The organism is Ramlibacter sp. AN1133, from assembly GCF_037890035.1.
Classification (GTDB): Bacteria; Pseudomonadota; Gammaproteobacteria; order Burkholderiales; family Burkholderiaceae_C; genus Ramlibacter.
Window position 1 is genome coordinate 22,361 of the sequence record NZ_JBBKTQ010000017.1, and the last position, 19,589, is coordinate 41,949.

Below are 19,589 nucleotides of genomic sequence, written 5' to 3' on the forward strand. Positions count from 1 at the left end.
ACGCCGCCTGAGCGCGCGGAAAGGCATTCACGCGCGAATCGAACTCTCCCACGGGTCAGCCCGTACGGAAGCGCGCCGCGAGTGCCTCGAACGATGCAGGCGACGCGCGGAGAACGCGCCAATGCTCGGACCGCAGCGCTGCGAAACCAGTGAAAAGGAGCCGCAAGCGGCGGTGAGCTGGCGAGCCTTGCTGCATTCGTGCAAATGCATATACTGCGATGGATCGCCCTTGCCGGCGGCGAGCGGCGCGAACACCGGAGAAGACGATGGAACATCTCGACCGGAATGCCACACCGGGCCCCGCAACGGCAGTTTCGGAGCCTGTGGCAGGCGTGATCGGCGGCCTTGTTTCCGGGGCTGCGTACCTGGTGGCCCAGGTCTCCTTTACCGCCGCTGCGCGACCGGGCGGAGCCGCCGAACCGCTGCAGCGCATCGCCGCGATCCTGATGGGGCCGGACGCCGCGCCGCCGCCTGCAGAGTTCACGTTCACGATGCTGGGAATGGCCTTGATCATCCATTTCGCGCTCGCAATGGTGTTCGGCCGGATCGTGTCGGTGCTCGTGTGGTCACGCCGCACGGGCCCCGGCGTGCTGACGGGAGCGCTGGTCGGGCTGGTCCTGTACGTGGTGAATTTCGGCCTGATCGCGCCCAGCGCTTTTCCCTGGTTCGGTGACTCGATTCGCGCCGTCACCCTCGCGGATCATGTCCTGTTCGGCGCCGTGGCGGCGGCCGTCTGCCTTGCGCTGCGCAGCCCACTGCGCTAGGAAAGGGCGCTACGCCACCACCCTCCCCCGGCGGGGAACAAGGGCCAAGACGGTCGGCGCATCCCGCAGGCGGGTGATGCCCAAGCTGGGACTGCACTCCTCCGGCGCCGCGACAGACTACGCCCCGAGGCGCGGCCTTCCGGAGTGATGGAAGGGCTGCGTCCGTCGGCCCGATGGAGGACCCGTTTCCGCCCGGCGCCCCCGGCGGTCAACGTTGACGGTCGCGCAGCGCACGGCGGTCCTCCGCCTTCGCGCGCTCCTGGTGACGCATCCGCGCGAGCGCGGAGGCAGCCCCTTGCCCCCAGTGCTCTTCACCGGAAGCAGGCGTGTCCTTGGCCGGGGTGCGCCTCGGCACTTCCTTGCTTGTCTTGCGTGGGTCGGTGTACATGCGCGCAGCATAAGCGGTCCGCACCGACCGCGAAGTGGGTGCCGATAGGCAGCCGGCGTAGGACGCAGGCACGCAGCAGGAAGGAATCATCCGGCGATTGAATTGGCGCAAATGTATGCGCGCACCGCCTTGGCCATCGCTCCCGTACGGAAAGCCACGTACGGACGCACGCATCACGCGCCGTTCCGTCGCGCGGACTCCCGGTCGCGGAACCGGCGGGAGGCCGCATCCACCGCGGCTTCCATGCGCCCGCGACGGCACGCCGCTCGCGCAGGAGATGCGGTAGGCACACTCCTACCGACGACCACTGGTTCCCCTGATGTGAACCCGGGAGCGCACGAGCAGAGAATCGGCGCACCAGAAGGAGACCGACATGAAACCCGGGTTCCACGCATTCCTCGTGGCGCCTGCGCCGGTGCTCGGTGGCCTGAGCGCCACGAGCACGTCCGCTTCCGGGACCGAGAATGCAAGCTGTCGCTGCGGCGGCATCGGCCAGAAGGAGCGGGCCCGTTTCAAGCAGGCTGCGCACGACCACGACGCGCCGATCACCTTTTCGACCCGCTCGGGCGCCTGCCTGGCGATGTCGATTTCAGACTCCGACCTGCAGGGCCGCAACGAGGCGTCGGAGGATCATCGTCGCACGCTGCCTGCCTCAATCCCTACCGCACGGTTGCTGTCGCAACATCCTGGACGAACCGCCTCCCGCCATGAACACCAATGCGAGCACCCACCCTGACCTCCCGCGGCGCGGGACTTCGGACAACACCCCTCAAGCCGGCGAGATGCGGCACGATGGGCCCATGCATGCGGGGAGCTACCCGCGTTTCTGGGCCATGGTGGCGACATCGACCATCGTCGGATGGGGCGCGATGTACCTGAACACGTACCAACTGGATCACGTGTTCTTCAGTTGGACTCGCGTGTTCATGGCGATGATCATGGGCGGAGTGATGACCGCCGTGATGATCCTGTTCATGTGGAAGATGTACCCCGCCCCGCGAGCCCGGCGAGCCGTTCTGGGCATTGCGGCTGCCCTGTTCACCGCAGGACTTGCACTGGTCAGATCGCAGGCGACCGTCGATGACGTGGCGTACATGCGTGCCATGATTCCGCATCACTCGATCGCGATCCTGACCAGCCGCCGCGCGCATATCGAAGACCCACGCGTGCGCAAGCTCGCCGACGGAATCATCCGAGCACAGGAACGCGAGATCGCCGAGATGAAGAGCCTCATTGCCGATCTCTCGCGGTAGGCACGCGTCCGTCCTGGTCGCCGGGATGGCGGCGCTGCAGCTCCTCCAGCGGCGTCGTCGAGCTCGATGTCACCCACGTACTTGCCCAGCCTGGGCCTTTGGGGCAATCTCCTTCGGCTACTTCGCCCAGGGGAATCATGTACACCCGCATCCTCGTCCCGGTTGACGGCTCCTCGTTCTCGAACCAGATCCTGCCGCTCGCACGCACGATCGCCCGATCCACCGGCGCCCAGCTCGCCGTGTACCGGGCGGTCGAGAAGAGCGACCAGCTCGCGGAGGTGAGCAATGCCTTGCGGACACTCGCCGATGCCCATGGTGCCCAGGCGATCTGCGCCGAGGTGCGCGGCGACGTGGCCGCAGCGATTCTCGGGGAAGCCGCCCGCGTCCCCGGCACCCTGGTGGCGATCACCTCGCACGGCCGCTCCGGCGTCATGCGGGCGGTGCTCGGTAGCACCGCGCTGAACGTCCTGCGCACCGGCGGCCATCCGATCGTGGTCTACCGCCCGCAGGAGCAGCCTGCCGGCTCGGCGGCGGCGGGCGGGCCGATCGGACGCATCTTCATCCCGCTGGATGGCAGCCCCCTGTCCGAATCGATCATCCCGCAGGCGGTGGAGCTGGCACGCGGGCTCAAGGCGCGCGTGGTCGTGGTCTCGGTGCTCGATCCGGCCGCCTCGAGCGCGGCCGGCGCAGCGGGCGCGGCGCCAGGCGACGTCATGGAGTCCAACTACGTGCAGGCGCGGGCTGCGGCGATCACCCAGGCGCACGGCATCGACGCGGGCTGGGAAGTCCTGCATGGCGACCCGGAGAAGGCGATCCCCGAGTTCGTGCGCAACTATCCCAATTCGATGCTGGCCATGACGACGCGCGGGCGCAGCGCGCTGCAATCCGCCTTGCTCGGGAGCGTCACCGCGGCCGCCCTGCGCGAAGGTGGCCTGGCGGTGTACACCCGGCTTCCGTGAGGAGCAGGCGGGCACCACCTGCTTTCATCGTTTTCGGTTCCGGTTGACACCTGTCAACCGCGGCCACGGGCTTGCTGCTTACGCTGTGGGCCACCATGAACAGGAAAAGTCTCATCATCACCGCGACCCTCGTCGTCGCGGCAGTCCTCCTTGGAGGATGGCAGTTCTTCGGCCGCGCCGGCGCGGACGAGGCTGGAATCTCCGGCAAGAACCGCGAAGCGCTCGTGCGGGTGCACTCGCAGGCGCTGGGGCGCACCGAAGCGCCGGTGCAGATCGTGGAGTTCTTCGATCCCGCCTGCGGGACCTGCGCCGAGTTCTATCCGCTGGTCAAGAAGATGATGGCGGAGCATCGCGAGGACATCCGGCTGGTCCTGCGCTACGCGCCCTTCCACCGCGGCTCCGACCAGGTGGTGAAGGCCCTGGAGGCGAGCCGCCGGCAGGGCAAGTTCTGGCCCGCCCTGGAGGCGCTGCTGGAGTCGCAGCCGGTCTGGGTGATCCAGCACCAGGCGCAACCGGACCTGATCTGGGCCCCCCTGGCCCGCGCGGGCATCGACGTCGAACGGGTCAAGGTCGACATGCAGTCCCCCGAGGTCGCGCAAGTCATCGCCCAGGACATGGCGGATGCCAACACCCTGAACGTGTCGGCCACGCCCGAGTACTTCGTCAACGGTCGTCCCCTGCCTTCGTTCGGCTATCCACAGCTGCGCACGCTGGTGGACGAGGAACTGGCGATCGCGCGAGCGCGCAAGGCAGGTTGAGGAAGGCCGGGTCGGCACGGCGCATGCTTGTGTTTGCACCATGCGCCCCTGGCCCTGCGTCCTTGCCCTGCTGCTCGTGCTGCCGTCGGCGCACGCTGCCGATCTCTCGCGTGAACAGGTCGAGCGCCTGCTGGCACAGCCCTCGGGCGAGCGTGCCGTCTTCGACGGCAAGGACCTCTCCGACATCGACCTGAGCAACCTCGACCTGCGCCGGGCCAGCTTCCGCGGCACCAGCCTCTTCGGCAGCAAGCTCGTCTCCGCCGACCTGCGCGGCGTCGACCTGGCCGGCGCCAACCTCAACGGCGCCTGGCTGATGGGAGCGGACTTCACCGGCGCCGACCTGCACGACGCCAGCCTGCTGTCGGTGGTGATCCTCGGCGGTGCGGTGCGCAAGATGCCGATCTTCAAGTCGGCCAACCTGCGCGGCGCGCGCATGATCGCGGACCTGCCGGGCGCCGACCTCAGCGGCGCCGACCTCTCGCAGGCACGCATCGGCGTGAACATCCGCAACCAGGGCATGGGCCAGATGCGCACCGACCTCACCAGCGCCAAGCTGGCGGGCGCGAAGCTGGCGGGCGCGGACCTGAATCGCACCCTGCTGTCGTTCGCCGACCTGCGCGATGCGGACCTGCGCGGCGCCAACCTGTTCCGGGCCAAGCTGGCGGGGGCGGATCTCTCGGGCGCGGACGTGGCCGGTGCCGACTTCACGGAAGCCGACCTGTCCGGCACCGTGCTGCGGGGGGCCAAGGGCCTGGCGGAAGCCAAAGGCCTGGCCCAGGCCGAAAACCCCAACCGCCCCGACCGTTAGTCCGCCAGCGCCGGTCGGCGCCTCGTCTGTCTCAATTTCAGCCATTTGGCTGACAGACGGATGCCAGCTCATCATGGGTTTACCCTATAGAGTCAATCCCATGACTGCTGATCTCTTCGCCACGCTGCTGTCCTGGGCCGTCACCCTCTCCGGCTACCCCGCCCCGGCCGAACCGCCGGTGGTCGTCTCCAAGCCGCACGAGTTCTTCGTCGAGCAAGCCTGCCACGGCCAGCAATGCAAGGTGCTCGGCTGGTACGCCGGCGGCAAGAACGTCTATGTCGACGAAACGCTGGACCCGGAGAACAACCTGTTCGCCAGTTCCATCGTGGTCCACGAGATGGTGCACTACCTGCAGGGCGTGGCGCGCGGCGACGACGCACTCAAGGGCGGCGTGGCCTTCAACATCGCCCCGTCGTGCGAGCAGTCGATCCAGTGGGAGCACCAGGCGTATGCCGTGCAGCGCGAGTACATCCTGCGCTACGGGGCGTACCTGCCGGTCGGCGCTTCGATGCTGCACGTGCACTGCGAGCACGGCGAAGCCAACCCGGTGCAGCGCTGAGCCTCTTCAGGCATCCCGCAGGCTGACCACGGGCCAGCCCCGGGCCTGCGCCACGGCCAGCAGGCGGGCGTCCGGGTCGACGGCGACGGGGTCCGTCACCGCCTCCAGCAGCGGCAGGTCGTTGGCCGAATCCGAATAGAACCAGCTGCGCCCTACCTCGCTCCAGCGCGTGCCCCGCTGCGCCAGCCACTCCTGCACGTGCGTGCGCTTGTGTTCGCGAAAGCAGGGCTGGCCCACGATTTCCCCCGTGTAGCGGCCGTCCGGCCCCAGCGCCGGCTGCGTGGCGAGCACCGTGTCGAGGCCGAGGACCGCGCCGAAAGCTTCGGCGACGAAGCGGGTCGTGGCCGTCACGAGCGCGCAGTCGCGCCCGGCGGCCTGGTGGTGCTGCACGAGCTGCCGCGCGCGGCGCGGAATGCGCGGGGCGATCGTCGCGCGGAACTCCCGCAGCCAGCGCGCCAGCGTGGCCGGTTCGTGCACGCCCAGCGCGCCCACCGTGAAGCGGTGCATCTGCACCATGTCCACCGTGCCCTCGGCATAGCGCCGGCAGTACTCCAGATACTTCTCCTCGAAGTCGGGCGGGAGGGCACCGCGCTCGGCCAGGTGGCGCGTGAAGACCGATCCGCTGTCGAAGGGGATCAGCGTGTGGTCCAGGTCGAACAGGGCGATGTCCATGGGCGGCATCGGCCGGCTTCAGCGCGGCACCAGCCACTCGCCCTTGCCCTGCACCGCGAGGTCGCCCGCCCAGCGCGCGGCCGCACGCCGCGGCAGGCCCTCGAAGCGGCCGCCCAGGCGGGCGAGATCGCGCGCCAGCAGTTGCCAGATCACCTGCGCGTCCGAGTGCACGGGAACGAAGGTGGCGGGTGGCGCGGGCGCCTCCCCCGCGAACACGATCGTGCCACGGCGCATCGCCCAGCCGGCGTGCGCGCCGCAGCGGCCGCCGATGGCCACCGTGCCCGCGACCATGCGAGACGCCAGAAAATCCCCCACGTCGCCGTGGACGGCGACCGTGCCGCGCCGCATCCGGTCGGCCAGTCGCGCGCCGGCACGCCCGTGCACGAGCAGCGTGCCGCCGCGCATGCCTTCCATTTCACCGGGCAAGGCACTGGCGGCGAAATCGTCCACGTCACCGTCGATTTCGAGCCAGCCGCCGCCCATCGCGCAGCCGGCCAGCACCCCGGCACTGCCGTGCACCCGCAGCGTGCCGCCCGTCATGCCGATGCCGACGCTGTGGCCCACGGCGCCGTGCACCTCGAGCACGCCCTCGGCCATGCCGGCGCCGAGGCCGTCGAAGCGCGCCAGCTCGCCTTCGAGCCGCAGCCAGGGGCTCGCATCGTCGGTGCTTTCCGAGCGCACCTCGAACCACTCGCCCAGCGGGACGGACTCGCGCCCGTGCGGCAGGGGCAGGCGCAGCACCTCCTCGCGCGTCAGCGCACACAGTGCCGCCGGCACGATCGCGTGCGCGGCCATGCGCAGCGAAGGGGCCCCGCGCGTGGCGAGCGTGTGCCTCATCGCGCCTCCCCCTGCGGCGCCAGCGCATGCAGCCGGAAATGGAAGGGCCCGAGCTTGCCGCCGTAGTTGCCGGCCGAGATTCGCGTGATGCCGGCCTGCGCGCCGCGCTCCACCACGGTGGCGATGCCGGCCCGCATGGCCGCGGCGACGTCGCCTTCGGCCAGCCCGTCGATCACGATCTCCAGCACGCAGTGCACGTCCTCCTCCAGCTCGCTGCGCGGGCTCAGGCGCGCGAGCGAGGGGCAGAACGCATCGTTGGTGGAGGCGACCACCGCGGCGTACTTGCTGCCCACCTTGGAGCCGGAGCGCACCACGCCGCCCGGGAAGGGCATGATCACGCCCGGCACGCCGCGCATGGCCTGCACGGCGGCGGTGGCGCCGGCGAGCGCGGTCTCCGTGTCGCGCGCCAGCAGCAGCAGGTTGCCGCCGCCCACGCCCTTGGTCACCGGCGTGGTTTCCTGCGCCACGAATTCGCCGTCCATCACGGGCACGCGCCAGTAGCGCACGCCCTGGATCACCTTGGCCATCTGCCAGCCGTCGCCGAAGAAGCGCAGGTTGCGCCCCAGCGCCACCGGCTCGCCTTCGCGCAGCCCGGCGAACACGGCGGTGGTCGGGCAGGTCATGACGCATTGCCCGACGCGGCGCTCGACCTGCTTGGCCAGCTCCTTGCCGGAGACGGAGAACAGCAGGATCGCGACGCCCGGGCGGCCGTCCGGCGTTTCCTCGCGCGCCAGCTCGCGCTCGATGCCCGCCTCGCAGCCGCAGGCGATCACCGAGGTCGCCAGCCCGGTGGCGCTGACGGCGGCATGCATCGCCCACGTGCGGTCGTGCGCCGTGATCACCAGCCGCGTGGCCTTCATCGGGAAGGCTTCCGCGAAGCTGTCGTCGATGGCGACGCCGTTGATGCGCATCACACGCTCCGCGCCTCGCACGCCGAGGGCAGCAGCCGGCCGCCGTTGCAGCAGGCGCAGAGCTCGTCGTGGCCGATCACGGCATAGCGCCTGTGCACGCCCAGCGGGCGTTCGTCGAGCAGGCGCTCGACCCCGTCGTCGAACACCGGCCGGGCGAAATGCGTGGCGCCGACCGGCGTGGCGACCACCCTGCCCTCGCGCACCACCGGCTCGCCGTCCTTGAACACCCAGGCGGCGCGGGAGAACATCGCCTCGGCATCGCCCTGCTCCCGGTACACGGCCACGTCCGCCGCCGCGCCCGTGCCCAGGTGGCCGCGGTCGCGCAGCCCGAGCAGCCGCGCCGGACCCGCGCGGGTCATGATCGCGATTTCCGACAGCGTCAGCTCGCGCGCGATGTGCTTCAGCGCCGATTGCGCCGCCACGTCGGGATGCAGGCGCGCGAGCTGCTCGTCGCGGAAGGGCTTGTCCATCAGCAGGCGCATGAGGTGCGGATAGCTGGTGAAGGGCGCGCCATTCGGATGGTCCGTGGTCAGCACCACGCGCCATGGGTCGCGCACCTGCAGGAAGAGCTCCAGGCCGATGCTCCACTGCAGGGCGTTGACGTAGCTCTGCTCGCGGTAGCGGAACGGCAGCACGCCGCAACCCGAGTCGCATTCGATGTCGGCGATGATGCCCTTGCGCGGGTGGGCCAGCTCCGCGTTCACGTGCTGGCGCATGGTGTCGCCGGAGGCAGTGACGGTCTGCCCGAACAGCACCTGGCCGACATCGATCGAGCAGTTCGGGTGCCTGTCCAGCGCCTCGACCAGCGCCAGTGCGGCGGAAGAGAAGCTGCGCGGGCCTTCCGCGCCGTAACAGTGGAACTGCACGTGCGTCAGGTGCCCGGGCAGGCCTTCCAGCGCCTCCATCGTCGCCAGCGTGGACGCGATGTTGCCCGCTGCGCCCAGGTTGCTTGCATGGATGTGCAGCGGATGCGCGAGCCCGAGTTCGTGCACCGCGCGCGCCAGCGCCCCCACCACCCGGCGCGGCGTGACCTGCCAGTGCACGTGCGGCTCGTCCACGTCCAACCTGCGCTGGTTGAACTTGAAGGCGGAAATGCCCGCGGGGTTCACCACCTTCACGCCCAGCGCCTTGGTCGCGTGCACCACCCAGCCCACGTAATCGCGCAGGCGCTGCGGCTCGCAACCTTTGGAGAGCAGTTCGAGGAAGCGCTCGTCGTTGCCGAGCATCACGTAGGCGCCGTGGTCCACGATGGGGACGTCGCCCATCTCCATGTGGGCGTGGCGCGCGTTGCTGGCCGCCATCGCAGGCTCGAACACGGAGGTGTAGCCCATCTCCGCATAGCGGTAGCCGGTGGCCAGCGTGCCGGGCGTGCAGTGGCCGCAGGACGGCAGTTCGAGCGCGTTGTCCGATACCGGCAGCGCCTGGAAGCCGCGCCGGTGGTCCTCGGGCAGCAGCAGGCGGGCGAGATTGACCTTGCCGCCGCCGATGTGGCTGTGCAGGTCGATGCCGCCGGCCAGCACGATGCAGCCGCCCGCGTCGATCTCCTCGTCCACCGGCTCGCGCGCATCGAGCGCCACGATGCGGCCGTCGCGCATCACCACGTCGCGGACCTCGCCGTCGACGCCGTTGGCGGGATCGAAGACGCGGCCTCCGCGCAGGCGTCGCGTGGTCATGCCGCGGGCTCCATGCGTTCGAGCAGCCGCGCCACCACCTGGGCGACGCCAGGGAGCGCGTCGTCGCGCGCGGCCACCAACGGCACCACGACGCCATCGGTGCGGAACAGGTGGCCGGCGGCGTTGAGGCCGGGGGTGGCCACCGGCAGGAACACGCAGCGCTGCGCGGCGTCGGCCTGCCGCAGCAGGGGTCCCATGCCGGGGGGACCGAGCACGATCCGCGGCAGCTTGGTGGACGGCGGCAGGCGGTCGGGGGCATAGCTCCAGACCCACAGCAGGCCGTCGACGGCATCCTCATCGAGCAGCCGCTGGGCGGCGAACCGCACCGGGTCATGTTGCAGGCCACCCGCCGCGGCGCGCGTGCGCAGCGGCAGGCCCGACAGCCACGTGAACACCTGTTGCACCGCATAGGCCCCATCGCTGCCGCCCAGCGCGAAGGTGGCCGCGCGCGTTGCGCGATTGAGGCTGGTGGCCATGCGATGGAGCAGTTCGACGACGAGGGCGCCGTGGGCCGGCAGCGTCGCGGCCTCCCACACCAGCACCGCGTAGCGCGCCTGGCGCAGCGTGGCAGCGAGGCCCGCGATCTCCGCAGGGGCGCCGCGCAAGGGCGCGCCTGCCAACAGCGCAGCAAGTTGCTGCAGGTCCGCCAGCAGGTCGCCCGAGCCGGCGATGCACTGCACGGGCACCGTGTCGGGCAGCCGCGCCGGCGGCTCGACACCGAGGAAGACCAGGTGCTGGCAGGGCGTGTCGGGCCGGTCCAGGCCGCAGCGGCGGAAGAACTCCGGGTAGTGCGCGACGGCCTGCGTGCCGACGCAGACCACGACGTCGGCGCGGGCCCGGATCTCGGCGAGCGTGGTGTAGCACTGGCCGCGGTCCTGCAGCGCGCGCAGCCCCTGCGCCAGCGCCTCGCCGTCGCCGTGGTCGTAGACGGCGCCGGTGCGGGCCGCCAGCCGGAACAGCGCGCGCGCACCGGCCATGTCGGTGGCCAGTCCCCCGAACAGCGGCTGCCGCCAGCGCGCGAGCCGGCGCGCCGCTTCGGCGACGGCCTCGTCGATGGGCGCGGCGCTGCCGTCGACGAAGGCGGCCGGCGCTTCGCTGCGCGCGTGCGCCGCCAGCCCTGCGCGGGCGCGCGGACAGTCGCTGGCCTGCAGCACGAGCGCCTCGCCTGCCCGCTCCAGCGCGAAGCCGTCGCACAGCAGCGAGCAGAAGGGGCAGGTCCAGTCGGGCTCCACGGGCCCATCGTCCGCAAGGCGTGTGCCAAGCCGCCCGGCCGGGCGTGCCGAGGACGAAAGCGCAGTCTGCCCTGCGGGCATGGAACACTGTGTGACGCGCTGCGCCTCGCCGGGCCGCTGCCCAAGGCATGGCACGGTTCCTGATTCGCCCTGCGCATGGCGGGGCATCCGGATTCAGGTGAAGTGCAAGGTGCCGTCGTGCAGGGCACTCGCCACCAGCCAGCCGGCGGCGCCGCCGGCGGTGGCTGCGCGCAGGTCCGCGGCATCGCGCACGCCACCGGCGCCGATCCAGCTGCGGTCCGGCGCCATCGCCCGCAGTCGAACGAAAGTATCCAGGTCGGGGCCGGTGCCGGCGCCCACGCGGTCGAGCGTCATCACGATCACGGTGCGCGGCCAGGCCTGCGGACGCTGCCAGCTGCCCGAAGGATCGAGCGGACATGCGAGGCGCGTGTCGAGCGACAGGATCGCCTCGGGGTCCTGCGCGAGTTCGTCCAGCGCGGCGGCGCTGGCCAGCGACTCGCTGCCGTACACCGGGCGGATCCGCGTCGCAGCGGGGCCGATCGCCGCCCGCAGGGCCCGCACCGCGGCCGGTTCGGCGAAGCCGGCATCGAGCCACAGGCACAGGTCAGGCTGCGCCTGCAGCAGGTCGGCCAGCACGCCCACCTGCGCTGCGCCTCCCTGGATCGCGTCGAGGTCGGCCACGTACAGGACCGGCTGGCGCCCGGGCGCAGGCGGCGCCGCCGCGCGCAGGCCGCGGGCGATGTCGCAGGGCGCGCTGCCGTCGGCCAGCCGCGAGACGATGGGCCGGTAGGCATGGCGTTCGCCGCGCACGCCGCGCACGACCTGGCCGTGCATGAGGTCGACGACCGGGATGACCTGGGCAGGCGCATTGCGGGGAGAAGGCATGACTCGCATCTTCGTCTATGAACCCCTGAGCGCCGACGACCCCGGGACCACGCAGGCGCTGGGACGCGGCACCCCGGCGCATGAGGAGATGCTCGCGGCCGGCCGGGGCATGCGGGATGCCGTCGCGGCGGACCTGGCGCGCATCGCCGGGCTCGCGGTGACCGTCGCCACGGGCGAGCAAGAGGCAGGCCATGCGTTGCGCACGGTTCGCCGTGCCGCGCCCGAAAGCTCGATCGATTTCGTGCGCCGGCAGGCCTTGCTGCACGACCTGTGCTGGATCGTCGCGCCCGAGTCCGACGGCCTGCTCCTGCGCCTGCGCGAGGCTGTGGGCGACGCCCGCTGGATCGGCTGCAGCGCCGCGGCGATCCGCGTCGCCTCCAGCAAGAAGGCCACCTGCGCTGTTCTGGCCACGGCCGGTGTCGCCACGCCGCTCGCGTTCGCAAAGGACCATCGCGGCCCCTGGATCGTGAAGCCGGACGACGGCGCCGGCACCCTGGAGACGCGCCGTCACGCGACGCGCGCAGCCGCCGAGCACGATGTGCAGCATCGCCGCGCAGCCGGCCGGCACGCCGTCGCGCAGGCGTTCGTCGAAGGCGAGGCGCTGTCGATTTCCATGATCGCCGGTCCGGATCTTGCACGGCCGCTGGCAATCAACCGGCAGCGGCTGGCGATGGATGCGCAAGGCTGGCTGCATGACCTGGGCGTGCAGCCGGCGGCCATCGCCGCCGCCGACGCGCGGACGGCGACGCTGCATGCCCTGGCCTCGCGCGTGGCCTCGGCGATCCCGGGCCTGCTGGGCTATGTCGGCATCGACGTGGTGTGGAACGAAAGGGAAGGACCGGTGGTCATCGAAGTCAATCCCCGCGTGACCTGCGCGTACGTGGGCCTCTCGGCGCTCCTGCGGCGCAACGTGGCGCAGGAGATCCTGGCGCTGCACGCCGCGGCCCGGTCCGGGGAGGTGGCCGCCGATGTCCCGGCGTGAGGACAGGCTCCTGCTGGGCTGGGACATCGGCGGTGCCCACGTGAAGGCTTGCCTGCTGCAAGGCGGCGCGCTGCGCGACATCGCGCAGTGGCCCTGCCCGCTGTGGCAGGGCATGGAGCACCTCGACGCGGCGCTGGTCCAGGCCCGCTCGCGCTGGTCGCAGGCCTGGAATGCCGGGGTCGAACATGCGGCCACCATGACCGGCGAGATGGTCGACCTGTTCGAGGACCGCGCCCAGGGGGTGGCGCAGATCGCGCTGCGCCTCGCGCGCTCGCTCGGCCCCTCGCTGCGGCTGTTCGATGCCGACAGCGTCTGGTGCGAGCCACGGGACGCCGGCGCCAACTGGCGCGGCATCGCCTCCGCCAACTGGTCCGCGACTGCACGGGTGCTCGCGCCCCGCATCGCGGACGCCATCCTCGTGGACATCGGCAGCACCACGACCGACCTGATCCCGCTGCGCGCCGGCCGCGTGGCCGCCCAGGGCACGAGCGACGCCGAGCGGCTCGTCACCGGCGAGCTGGTCTACCAGGGCGTCGTGCGCACGCCCCTGTGCGCGCTCGGGCCGCGGGTGCCCTGGCGGGGCGGCACGGCCAACGTGATGAACGAGTTCTTCGCCACCACGGCGGACGTGCACCGCCTGGCCGGCGAACTCGATCCGGCCCACGACCAGGCCGGAACGGCCGACGGCCGCGGCAAGGACGCTCCAGCCACGCGCCAGCGCCTCGCACGCATGGTCGGCCGCGACGCCTGCGACGCCAGCGAGGCCGAATGGCTGGCGCTCGCGCGCTGGTGGAAGGATGCGCAGGTGCGCGAGATCCAGGCCCAGCTCCAACGCGTCGCCGACGCTGCGGGTCTGCCCGCCGACGCGCCCCTGGTCGGCGCCGGCTGCGGCGTCTTCCTCGCCGCGGACATCGCGCGTCGCTGCGAGCGGCCCTTCCTGCGCTATGCGCAGGTCGCCCTGGCCGCGCCGCCGCAGGACGCCGCGCTCGCCGCCTGGGCCGACGTCTGCGCGCCTGCCGTCTCGGTGGCGCTGCTGGCCAGCGCGCGGGAATGAGCGATGTGGATCGTCAAGCTGGGTGGCAGCCTCGCGCATGACCCGCGCGTCGTGCTGTGGCTCGCCATGCTGGCGGAGCTGGGGGGCGGCCGCGTGACGGTGGTGCCCGGCGGCGGCGTGTTCGCCGAGGCGGTGCGCACGTCGCAGCGGCACTGGCAGTTCGCCGACCTGCCGGCCCACAACATGGCCGTGCTCGCGATGGCGCAGACCGCGCACCTGTACCACGCGCTGGAGCCGCGCCTGACGCTGGCGGCCGACGAGGCCGGCATCCGGCGCGCGCTGCACGCCGGCCATCCGGCGCTGTGGCTGCCCTTCGGCCTGCTGCGCGATGCGCCCGACCTGCTCACCAACTGGGACGTGACGAGCGACAGCCTCGCGCTGTGGCTCGCCCGCGTGCTCAACGCCGAGCGCCTGATCGTGGTGAAGGCCTGCAAGGTGCCGGCCGGCAGCACCTTCGCGCAGTTGTCGGCCCTGGGCGTTCTGGATGCGCGCTTCGACGCCTGGTCGCGCGATGCGCCGTTCCCGATCGAGGTGGTCGACTGCGACGCGATGGAGCACGTGCGCGATGCGCTGCTGGGGCGCTCGGCCTTCAGGCCGCCGGTGGCGCTGGCGCGCGTGGTCGCTTCCGCGTCCTCACGCGGCGGCGGCCAGCGGGGCGCGCGTCCCCGCCGCAAGCCGGCGGCGTAGCAGCGCCACCCGCCGCGGATCGAGCACCGCGGTGCGCTCGCCGCGCGTCACGGCGCCGCGAAAGCCCGCGAAGTCCGGGGCCAGCGCGCGCAGCGCCGGCGCGTCGTCGGCGCGCAGCGAGCCCGCCAGCCCCGCCATCGCGCCCCGTGCCTGCACGATCTCGACGAAGGCCGCGAGCACCGGCAGGGGCAGCCGCTCCAGCAGGCTGCCGCGCCGCTTCTCCGCCGTGTCGACCATCAGCGCCGGGAAGCACCCATGGGCCAGCGCGTGTTCGACCAGGGCCTCGTCCACGCCGGCGTCCACCACCAGCACCGGCACGATGCTGCACGGGCACGCCGCCAGCGCATCGACCAGGGCGCGCACGGCCGCGGGCGCGGACGGCGCCGGCCAGAGGCCCACCTTGACGTAATCGACGCCGCAGGACGCCACGCGCTCCACCCGGCGCAGGATCTCGGGTTGCTGGCGCGCGGGAAGGTCGCCCACCGTGGCACTGATGCGCGCGCCGGGATGGCGCACCCGCAGCACGGACACGATCTGCGCGATGCGCTCCGGCGCGAGCGCGCCCAGCGCGCCGTCGGCCGGCTCCTTCAGGTCGATGAAATCGGCCCCCGCGCCGGCGGCGGCCAGGGCTTCCTCGGCGTCGCGCACGCTCACCAGCAGGCGCGGCATCACGCGGCCTCCGCCGCCGTGGCGCGGTGGCGCGCGACGGCCTCCAGCAGCCAGCCCCAGGCTTCCAGTTCCTCGGCGCCGGCGGTCTTGTCGATCGCGATCTGCAGGTAGCCCAGTTCGGTGGCTATCTTCTCGCGCGGCAGCAGGTGCAGGCGGCTGACCAGCACCGCCCCCTCGATCACGGCGGCCTGGGCGCGGTTGAAGCCGGGAAAGGCGGAGTGCTGGGCCTCGTGCATGCGCACCAGCCGCAGCGTGGGCCGCTGGGCGTCCTCGCCCACGCCGGCCAGGCACAGCAGCGCGTGCGAATGCGCGCAGGCCAGGCGCGCGGCGGTGCTGCCGTCCGGCGCATTCACCGGCACCGTCGGCCAGTCGCGCCGGCGCGTGACGCAGCCGGCGAACACGCGCACGTCGGTGATCACGTTGAGCACCGCGCGCCGCGTGGCCAGGATGTTGTCCAGCGTCTGCGAAGGCCGGAAGGGCTTGAGCACCACCTCGCCATCGAGGTAGCGCACGCCCATGGGTGCGACGTGCACCGCGCCGGCGGGCGAGCAGGTGGTGATCACGTTCTCGAAGATGCGCTCGCTCATGGGGGTCCCCTGTCCGTCATCGTCGTGCCCGGGGCCTTCCAGCGCAGCAGGTCCTCGCGCTCGCGCTCCACCGCGCAGCCCCAGTCCAGCGGCTGGTCCTGCACGTAGCGCTTGCCGAGCTGCCAGGCGATCTGCGCCCGGGCCACTTCCACGCCGATGTAGAAGGCGTGGCTCGCGTCGTCCTGCAGCCGCAGCTGCGGCCAGAGCGCGAACGGGTCCTGCGCCACGTGCAGGCCCTCGCGGTTGTAGACATGCACGCCCTGCTGCGAGACCTGCACCCGGAAGTTCGGGTCGCGCACCTGGCTGGCGATGGCGGCGATCTCCTCGGGCGCGTCCGGGAAGGGGCTCTTCGCATGCACGGTCATCAGCTGGTCGCTCAGGCCCTTGGGCAGCAACTGCTGCGAGACGGCCGCATGCATGATGCGCCGCGCCCAGTCGGCCTCGCGCACGGCGCGCCGCGCGTGCGGGCTGACCTGCGTGGTGAGGATGGCGCTCGCGTCCAGTTCCGCGGCGATGCCCATCATCACCGCGTTGATCCCGCTCGTGTCCGCCTCCACCAGTTCGGTGAGGTTGCCCACGCCCATCAGGATCGCCACCTGCGGGAAACGCTGGCGCAGGCGCTGGTAGCGCACCAGCGAGGCGAGCAGGCCGTAGGGGATCGGGTCCAGGATTGCATCGGCCAGGAAGGGCCGGCCGCGCGCCTGCATGCTTTCGACCGCCTCCCACAGGGAGGCTTCGTCGGTCGGGTCGCGGGCGATCACGACCGGCGTGGCGGCCACTTCGTCGGCGATCCACAGGGTGTCCAGCGTGAGGCTCAGGAGGTAGTCCGCCCCGGCGCGGCCGCCGCGCAGCAGTTCCTGGCTGTCCTGCGAATCCACGCTGACGCGCAGGCCCCGCTCCTTCAAGGCGCGGACGCTGTCTTCGAGGTGCGGGAAAGGCGTGTCGGGCAGTCCGCCGAGGTCGATCACGTTGGCGCCGTCGGCCGCGAACGCCAGCGCGCGGTCCACGATCGCGTCCACCGGCAGGCGCGGCGCGTCGACGATCTCCGCGAAGATCGCGATGGCGTATTCATCCAGCGTCACCGGCCGCGCCTGGCGGCGGAAGAACTGCGGCAGGTCCTTCAGTTCCTCCGGCCCGCGCTGCACCGGGAGGCCGAAATGCGCCGACAGGGCCTCGACGTCGCCGCGGCAGCGCCCCGGCAGCAGGATGCGGTCCGCGGCGAGCGGCGCGGGGACGCGGCGCTGCACCATGTCCGCCGTCATGAGCGCGGCGACCTGCAGCCCGATCTCGCGCACTTCCCAGGTGAAGGGCGCCTCCGCGCCTTCGGGGGCCACCTGCCCCAGCACGCGCCGCAACGCCGGCTCGGCCAGCCGGCCGGTCAGGAAGACGATGTGTTCCATGCGAGGGACAGCGAGCGCAGGCGGGCATCGAGCACGGCTTCGAGCTCCGCCACCGAGCAGGCGACGCTGCAATGGTCGATGGCGCGCAGCCGCTCCACGTTGTCGAATTCGATGCGCCGCGGCCGCAGCGTCACCCAGTCGTGCGGCGCGCGCGTGACCACCACCGGCTCGGTGTCGCAGGCGAAGACGAAGCACGGGATGCCCAGCTTGCCGGCCTGCGCGAACATGTTGGTGGGCAGCGTGTCGCTGATGCCCAGCGCGCACTTGGCCACGGTGTTGCTGGTGGCCGGCGCGATCACCATCGTGTGGTAATGCTCCTCGTACAGCGTGCCCACCGGCACGGAGCTGGCACTCTTGTCGCGGAAGAGGCGGAAGCGCTCGCGCAGCGACTCCAGGCGGATGCCGTACATCGGCAGCACTTCCTCCGCGGCGGCGGACAGGAACAGGTCGACGCGCGGCAGGCGCTCGGCCAGCGCGATGGACTCCAGCAGGTCGTGGCCGGAGCCGGTCAGGCCCCAGGCGAAGCGGCCGGGGCGCGCGGCGCCGCTCAACCGCTGTGCGTCACCGGGATGAGCAGCTTGTGCATCCGGCGGTACAGAGTGTTGCGGCTCACGCCCAGCGACTTGGCCACGTGGCTCACGTTCCAGCGTTGCGCTTCCAGCAGGTTCACCAGCGACTGCCGCTCCGTGGCCAGATGGGGCGGCAGCACCGGTGCCTGCGGCGCGGGTGCCGCGGGACTCGACGGCGCCTGCGCGGCCGGCACGCCCAGCGAGGGGAAGTGCTCGAGCCCGAGCGGAGCCCCGGCCGACAGGGCCACGGCGCTGCGCAGCACGTGGTGCAGTTGTCGGAGATTGCCGGGCCATGGATGGCGTAACAGCAAATCCCAGGCCGCGGGCGTGACCGCCGCGTCCGGCCGGCCTTCCGCCACCAGCAGGTTGCGGATGATGTCGGCGCGGTCGGTGCGCTCGCGCAGGGGCGGCAGGTGCAGCTCGATGCCGGCGAGGCGATAGAAGAGATCCTCGCGGAAGGTGCCCTCCGCGACCATCTCGGCGAGGTTGCGGTGGCTCGCGCTGATCAGCTGGAAGTCCACCGGCCGCGTTTCGTCCGTGCCCAGGGGCGTGACCATGCGCTCGTCCAGCACGCGCAGCAGGCGCGCCTGCAGGGGCAGCGGCATGTCGCCGATCTCGTCGAGGAACAGCGTACCGCCGTCCGACTGCACGATCTTGCCGCGGCGGCCGCCCTTTTCCGCGCCGGTGAAGGCGCCGGCCCGGTAGCCGAACAGCTCGGCTTCGATCAGTGTCTCCGGCAGGCTGGCGCAGTTGATGGCCACGAAGGGCCCGTCCGCGCGGTTGCCGGCCACGTGCACGGCGCGCGCGAAGACCTCCTTGCCCGCGCCGGTCTCGGCGCGCAGCAGCAGCGGCGTGCCGCCGGCGATCACGCGCCGTGCGGTGGCCAGGTGCGCCACCAGCCGCGGGTCGCCGAAGGTGGCCGCGGGCAACCCGGCGCCCGGGGACAGCCGGTTCATGCGCGCGGCGGGAACGACAGGAGCCGGCGCGGGCGGCGCCATCAGCCGCGGGCGCGCCGGAACCGCCACCTTGGGCGGCCCGCCGCTCTCCTCGCCCGCCGGCAGCCGCGCCACCGCGAAGAAGCGGTTGGCCGCGTTGGCGCGGTAGGTGACGATCGGGTGGAAGGCGGCGCGGTGGCTGCGCTCCAGCATGTCGTCCAGCGTGGTCTGGAAGATCTGTTCGAGCTTGGTGCCGCGCAGCTCGCCGTGGCTCATCTCCAGCTGCATCAACGCGCTGCGGTTGGCGGCGAGGATGCGGCCGGCGTCGTCCACCACCAGCTTGCCTTCGTGCAGCGTGTAGACGAATTCGGGCCGGCTGTGGAAGTGGATCGGGTGCGCGTCGCGAAAGCGCATGTCGATCAGGCGGTTCTCGATCATGCGCGCCGTCATGCCCAGGAGCAGCAGCAGGTGCTTCTGCGGCTGCACCGAGCGGCTGCTCACGTCCAGCACCGCCGTCATCTGGCCCGCGGGGTCGTAGATCGGCACGGCGGAACAGGTCAGGCCCGTGTACTGGCTCAGGAAGTGATCGGCCTGCTGCACCACCACCGGCCCGGCCTCGACCACGCAGGTGCCCATGCCGTTGGTGCCGACCTCCGCCTCGCTCCAGATGGCGCCGACCTCCAGGCCCAGCGGCTGCGCCAGCCGCTCGAACTCCTGCGAGGTGACCATGTGCAGGATGACGCCATCGGTATCGGTCAGCACCACGGCCAGCTCGGGGTCCCCGAGCTGCTGGTACAGGGTGGTCATCTCGTAGCGGGCGCAGTCGATCACCGCCGCCATGCGGCGCAGGCGCGTGGGCAGGTCGGTGCTCCCCACCAGGGCCGGCCGCCGGGGCTCGCTCGGGTCGAGCCCGTGCTCCTTGATGCAGCGCGCCCACGAGTGCGCCACCGCATCGCTGGTGATATGGAGCATCCCTCCGCGCACCA

The 19,589-nt window shown here is 71.9% G+C and carries 22 protein-coding genes; 10 read left to right on the forward strand and 12 right to left on the reverse strand.

Annotation, left to right across the window (positions count from 1 at the left end):
• Positions 1 to 266 precede the first annotated feature (266 nt).
• Positions 267 to 764: a hypothetical protein gene (locus WG923_RS20740; RefSeq protein WP_340352899.1), complete on the forward strand. Its 498-nt coding sequence runs from the start codon at positions 267 to 269 to the stop codon at positions 762 to 764.
• Positions 765 to 972: 208 nt separating this feature from the next.
• On the opposite strand, the gene WG923_RS20745 is transcribed toward WG923_RS20740, so the two are convergent.
• Positions 973 to 1,152: a hypothetical protein gene (locus WG923_RS20745; protein ID WP_340352900.1), complete on the reverse strand. Its 180-nt coding sequence runs from the start codon at positions 1,150 to 1,152 to the stop codon at positions 973 to 975.
• Positions 1,153 to 1,525: 373 nt separating this feature from the next.
• On the opposite strand from WG923_RS20745, the gene WG923_RS20750 reads away from it, so the two are divergent.
• The 6 genes from WG923_RS20750 (at position 1,526) to WG923_RS20775 (ending at position 5,489) form a co-directional block, all read left to right on the forward strand.
• A complete protein-coding gene (locus WG923_RS20750) occupies positions 1,526 to 1,888 on the forward strand; it encodes a hypothetical protein (RefSeq protein ID WP_340352901.1) in 363 nt (120 codons plus the stop codon).
• Entirely contained in the window at positions 1,860 to 2,405 is a 546-nt protein-coding gene (locus tag WG923_RS20755; RefSeq protein WP_340352902.1) for a DUF305 domain-containing protein, read from the forward strand. Before WG923_RS20750 ends, WG923_RS20755 begins: the two co-directional genes overlap by 29 nt.
• A 137-nt stretch (positions 2,406 to 2,542) precedes the next feature.
• Positions 2,543 to 3,364, forward strand: a complete 822-nt coding sequence (locus tag WG923_RS20760) for a universal stress protein (RefSeq protein ID WP_340352903.1) — start codon at positions 2,543 to 2,545, stop codon at positions 3,362 to 3,364.
• Positions 3,365 to 3,459: 95 nt separating this feature from the next.
• Positions 3,460 to 4,122, forward strand: coding sequence for a DsbA family protein (locus tag WG923_RS20765; protein ID WP_340352904.1), 663 nt, complete (start codon positions 3,460 to 3,462; stop codon positions 4,120 to 4,122).
• Positions 4,123 to 4,162: 40 nt separating this feature from the next.
• The gene (locus WG923_RS20770) at positions 4,163 to 4,930 is read left to right on the forward strand and encodes a pentapeptide repeat-containing protein (RefSeq protein WP_340352905.1); all 768 of its coding nucleotides are present in this window, start codon (positions 4,163 to 4,165) and stop codon (positions 4,928 to 4,930) included.
• A gap of 100 nt (positions 4,931 to 5,030) precedes the next feature.
• Positions 5,031 to 5,489, forward strand: a complete 459-nt coding sequence (locus WG923_RS20775; protein ID WP_340352906.1) for a hypothetical protein — start codon at positions 5,031 to 5,033, stop codon at positions 5,487 to 5,489.
• Between the two features lie 6 nt (positions 5,490 to 5,495).
• On the opposite strand, the gene WG923_RS20780 is transcribed toward WG923_RS20775, so the two are convergent.
• The 6 genes from WG923_RS20780 to WG923_RS20805 all read right to left on the reverse strand — a co-directional run bounded on the left by WG923_RS20780 (position 5,496) and on the right by WG923_RS20805 (position 11,720).
• Positions 5,496 to 6,161, reverse strand: a complete 666-nt coding sequence (locus WG923_RS20780; protein WP_340352907.1) for an HAD family hydrolase — start codon at positions 6,159 to 6,161, stop codon at positions 5,496 to 5,498.
• 18 nt (positions 6,162 to 6,179) lie between these two features.
• On the reverse strand, positions 6,180 to 6,998 hold the full coding sequence (locus WG923_RS20785) for a formylmethanofuran dehydrogenase subunit C (RefSeq protein ID WP_340352908.1): 819 nt from the start codon (positions 6,996 to 6,998) through the stop codon (positions 6,180 to 6,182).
• A complete protein-coding gene (gene fhcD / locus WG923_RS20790; protein WP_340352909.1) occupies positions 6,995 to 7,909 on the reverse strand; it encodes a formylmethanofuran--tetrahydromethanopterin N-formyltransferase in 915 nt (304 codons plus the stop codon). Before fhcD ends, WG923_RS20785 begins: the two co-directional genes overlap by 4 nt.
• Positions 7,909 to 9,582, reverse strand: coding sequence for a formylmethanofuran dehydrogenase subunit A (locus WG923_RS20795; RefSeq protein ID WP_340352910.1), 1,674 nt, complete (start codon positions 9,580 to 9,582; stop codon positions 7,909 to 7,911). Before WG923_RS20795 ends, fhcD begins: the two co-directional genes overlap by 1 nt.
• Positions 9,579 to 10,814 (reverse strand): formylmethanofuran dehydrogenase, encoded by a 1,236-nt coding sequence (locus WG923_RS20800; RefSeq protein ID WP_340352911.1) that lies wholly within the window; start codon positions 10,812 to 10,814, stop codon positions 9,579 to 9,581. Before WG923_RS20800 ends, WG923_RS20795 begins: the two co-directional genes overlap by 4 nt.
• Positions 10,815 to 10,988: 174 nt before the next feature.
• Entirely contained in the window at positions 10,989 to 11,720 is a 732-nt protein-coding gene (locus tag WG923_RS20805) for a HisA/HisF-related TIM barrel protein (RefSeq protein ID WP_340352912.1), read from the reverse strand.
• On the opposite strand from WG923_RS20805, the gene WG923_RS20810 reads away from it, so the two are divergent.
• Genes WG923_RS20810 through WG923_RS20820 form a run of 3 tightly spaced genes read left to right on the forward strand, consistent with a single transcriptional unit; the run spans position 11,686 to position 14,443 of the window.
• Positions 11,686 to 12,702 carry an ATP-grasp domain-containing protein gene (locus tag WG923_RS20810; protein ID WP_340352913.1) on the forward strand — a complete coding sequence of 339 codons (1,017 nt, stop codon included), beginning with the start codon at positions 11,686 to 11,688 and terminating at the stop codon, positions 12,700 to 12,702. The two genes, WG923_RS20805 and WG923_RS20810, sit on opposite strands and share 35 nt — an antisense overlap.
• The gene (locus WG923_RS20815) at positions 12,689 to 13,756 is read left to right on the forward strand and encodes a hydantoinase/oxoprolinase family protein (RefSeq protein ID WP_340352914.1); all 1,068 of its coding nucleotides are present in this window, start codon (positions 12,689 to 12,691) and stop codon (positions 13,754 to 13,756) included. Before WG923_RS20810 ends, WG923_RS20815 begins: the two co-directional genes overlap by 14 nt.
• Positions 13,757 to 13,759: 3 nt before the next feature.
• Entirely contained in the window at positions 13,760 to 14,443 is a 684-nt protein-coding gene (locus WG923_RS20820; RefSeq protein WP_340352915.1) for an aspartate kinase, read from the forward strand.
• Here the strand turns inward: WG923_RS20820 and WG923_RS20825 are convergent.
• From WG923_RS20825 to WG923_RS20845, 5 genes are read right to left on the reverse strand one after another with little or no spacing between them, the layout of a single operon-like run.
• On the reverse strand, positions 14,390 to 15,112 hold the full coding sequence (locus WG923_RS20825; RefSeq protein ID WP_340352916.1) for a (5-formylfuran-3-yl)methyl phosphate synthase: 723 nt from the start codon (positions 15,110 to 15,112) through the stop codon (positions 14,390 to 14,392). The genes WG923_RS20820 and WG923_RS20825 overlap by 54 nt on opposite strands.
• Complete coding sequence (locus WG923_RS20830) at positions 15,112 to 15,699, reverse strand: DUF447 domain-containing protein (RefSeq protein ID WP_340352917.1); 588 nt, start codon at positions 15,697 to 15,699, stop codon at positions 15,112 to 15,114. The genes WG923_RS20825 and WG923_RS20830 overlap by 1 nt, the downstream gene beginning before the upstream one ends.
• The gene (locus WG923_RS20835; protein ID WP_340352918.1) at positions 15,696 to 17,099 is read right to left on the reverse strand and encodes a DUF6513 domain-containing protein; all 1,404 of its coding nucleotides are present in this window, start codon (positions 17,097 to 17,099) and stop codon (positions 15,696 to 15,698) included. The genes WG923_RS20830 and WG923_RS20835 overlap by 4 nt, the downstream gene beginning before the upstream one ends.
• On the reverse strand, positions 17,078 to 17,650 hold the full coding sequence (locus WG923_RS20840) for a flavoprotein (protein WP_445322956.1): 573 nt from the start codon (positions 17,648 to 17,650) through the stop codon (positions 17,078 to 17,080). Before WG923_RS20840 ends, WG923_RS20835 begins: the two co-directional genes overlap by 22 nt.
• On the reverse strand, positions 17,647 to 19,575 hold the full coding sequence (locus WG923_RS20845; protein ID WP_340352919.1) for a sigma-54-dependent Fis family transcriptional regulator: 1,929 nt from the start codon (positions 19,573 to 19,575) through the stop codon (positions 17,647 to 17,649). The genes WG923_RS20840 and WG923_RS20845 overlap by 4 nt, the downstream gene beginning before the upstream one ends.
• Positions 19,576 to 19,589: the final 14 nt, after the last annotated feature.

Excerpts from the sequence above, each read along its gene's own strand:
- WG923_RS20820 (WP_340352915.1), top strand. The coding sequence starts at position 13,760 with ATGTGGATCGTCAAGCTGGGTGGCAGCCTCGCGCATGACCCGCGCGTC.
- WG923_RS20845 (WP_340352919.1), bottom strand. The coding sequence starts at position 19,575 with ATGCTCCATATCACCAGCGATGCGGTGGCGCACTCGTGGGCGCGCTGC.
- WG923_RS20835 (WP_340352918.1), bottom strand. The coding sequence starts at position 17,099 with ATGGAACACATCGTCTTCCTGACCGGCCGGCTGGCCGAGCCGGCGTTG.
- WG923_RS20750 (WP_340352901.1), top strand. The coding sequence starts at position 1,526 with ATGAAACCCGGGTTCCACGCATTCCTCGTGGCGCCTGCGCCGGTGCTC.
- WG923_RS20785 (WP_340352908.1), bottom strand. The coding sequence starts at position 6,998 with ATGAGGCACACGCTCGCCACGCGCGGGGCCCCTTCGCTGCGCATGGCC.
- WG923_RS20810 (WP_340352913.1), top strand. The coding sequence starts at position 11,686 with ATGACCTGGGCAGGCGCATTGCGGGGAGAAGGCATGACTCGCATCTTC.
- WG923_RS20795 (WP_340352910.1), bottom strand. The coding sequence starts at position 9,582 with ATGACCACGCGACGCCTGCGCGGAGGCCGCGTCTTCGATCCCGCCAAC.
- fhcD (WP_340352909.1), bottom strand. The coding sequence starts at position 7,909 with ATGCGCATCAACGGCGTCGCCATCGACGACAGCTTCGCGGAAGCCTTC.
- WG923_RS20815 (WP_340352914.1), top strand. The coding sequence starts at position 12,689 with ATGTCCCGGCGTGAGGACAGGCTCCTGCTGGGCTGGGACATCGGCGGT.
- WG923_RS20825 (WP_340352916.1), bottom strand. The coding sequence starts at position 15,112 with ATGCCGCGCCTGCTGGTGAGCGTGCGCGACGCCGAGGAAGCCCTGGCC.
- WG923_RS20770 (WP_340352905.1), top strand. The coding sequence starts at position 4,163 with ATGCGCCCCTGGCCCTGCGTCCTTGCCCTGCTGCTCGTGCTGCCGTCG.
- WG923_RS20745 (WP_340352900.1), bottom strand. The coding sequence starts at position 1,152 with ATGTACACCGACCCACGCAAGACAAGCAAGGAAGTGCCGAGGCGCACC.
- WG923_RS20830 (WP_340352917.1), bottom strand. The coding sequence starts at position 15,699 with ATGAGCGAGCGCATCTTCGAGAACGTGATCACCACCTGCTCGCCCGCC.
- WG923_RS20740 (WP_340352899.1), top strand. The coding sequence starts at position 267 with ATGGAACATCTCGACCGGAATGCCACACCGGGCCCCGCAACGGCAGTT.
- WG923_RS20755 (WP_340352902.1), top strand. The coding sequence starts at position 1,860 with ATGAACACCAATGCGAGCACCCACCCTGACCTCCCGCGGCGCGGGACT.
- WG923_RS20780 (WP_340352907.1), bottom strand. The coding sequence starts at position 6,161 with ATGGACATCGCCCTGTTCGACCTGGACCACACGCTGATCCCCTTCGAC.
- WG923_RS20765 (WP_340352904.1), top strand. The coding sequence starts at position 3,460 with ATGAACAGGAAAAGTCTCATCATCACCGCGACCCTCGTCGTCGCGGCA.
- WG923_RS20760 (WP_340352903.1), top strand. The coding sequence starts at position 2,543 with ATGTACACCCGCATCCTCGTCCCGGTTGACGGCTCCTCGTTCTCGAAC.
- WG923_RS20805 (WP_340352912.1), bottom strand. The coding sequence starts at position 11,720 with ATGCCTTCTCCCCGCAATGCGCCTGCCCAGGTCATCCCGGTCGTCGAC.
- WG923_RS20775 (WP_340352906.1), top strand. The coding sequence starts at position 5,031 with ATGACTGCTGATCTCTTCGCCACGCTGCTGTCCTGGGCCGTCACCCTC.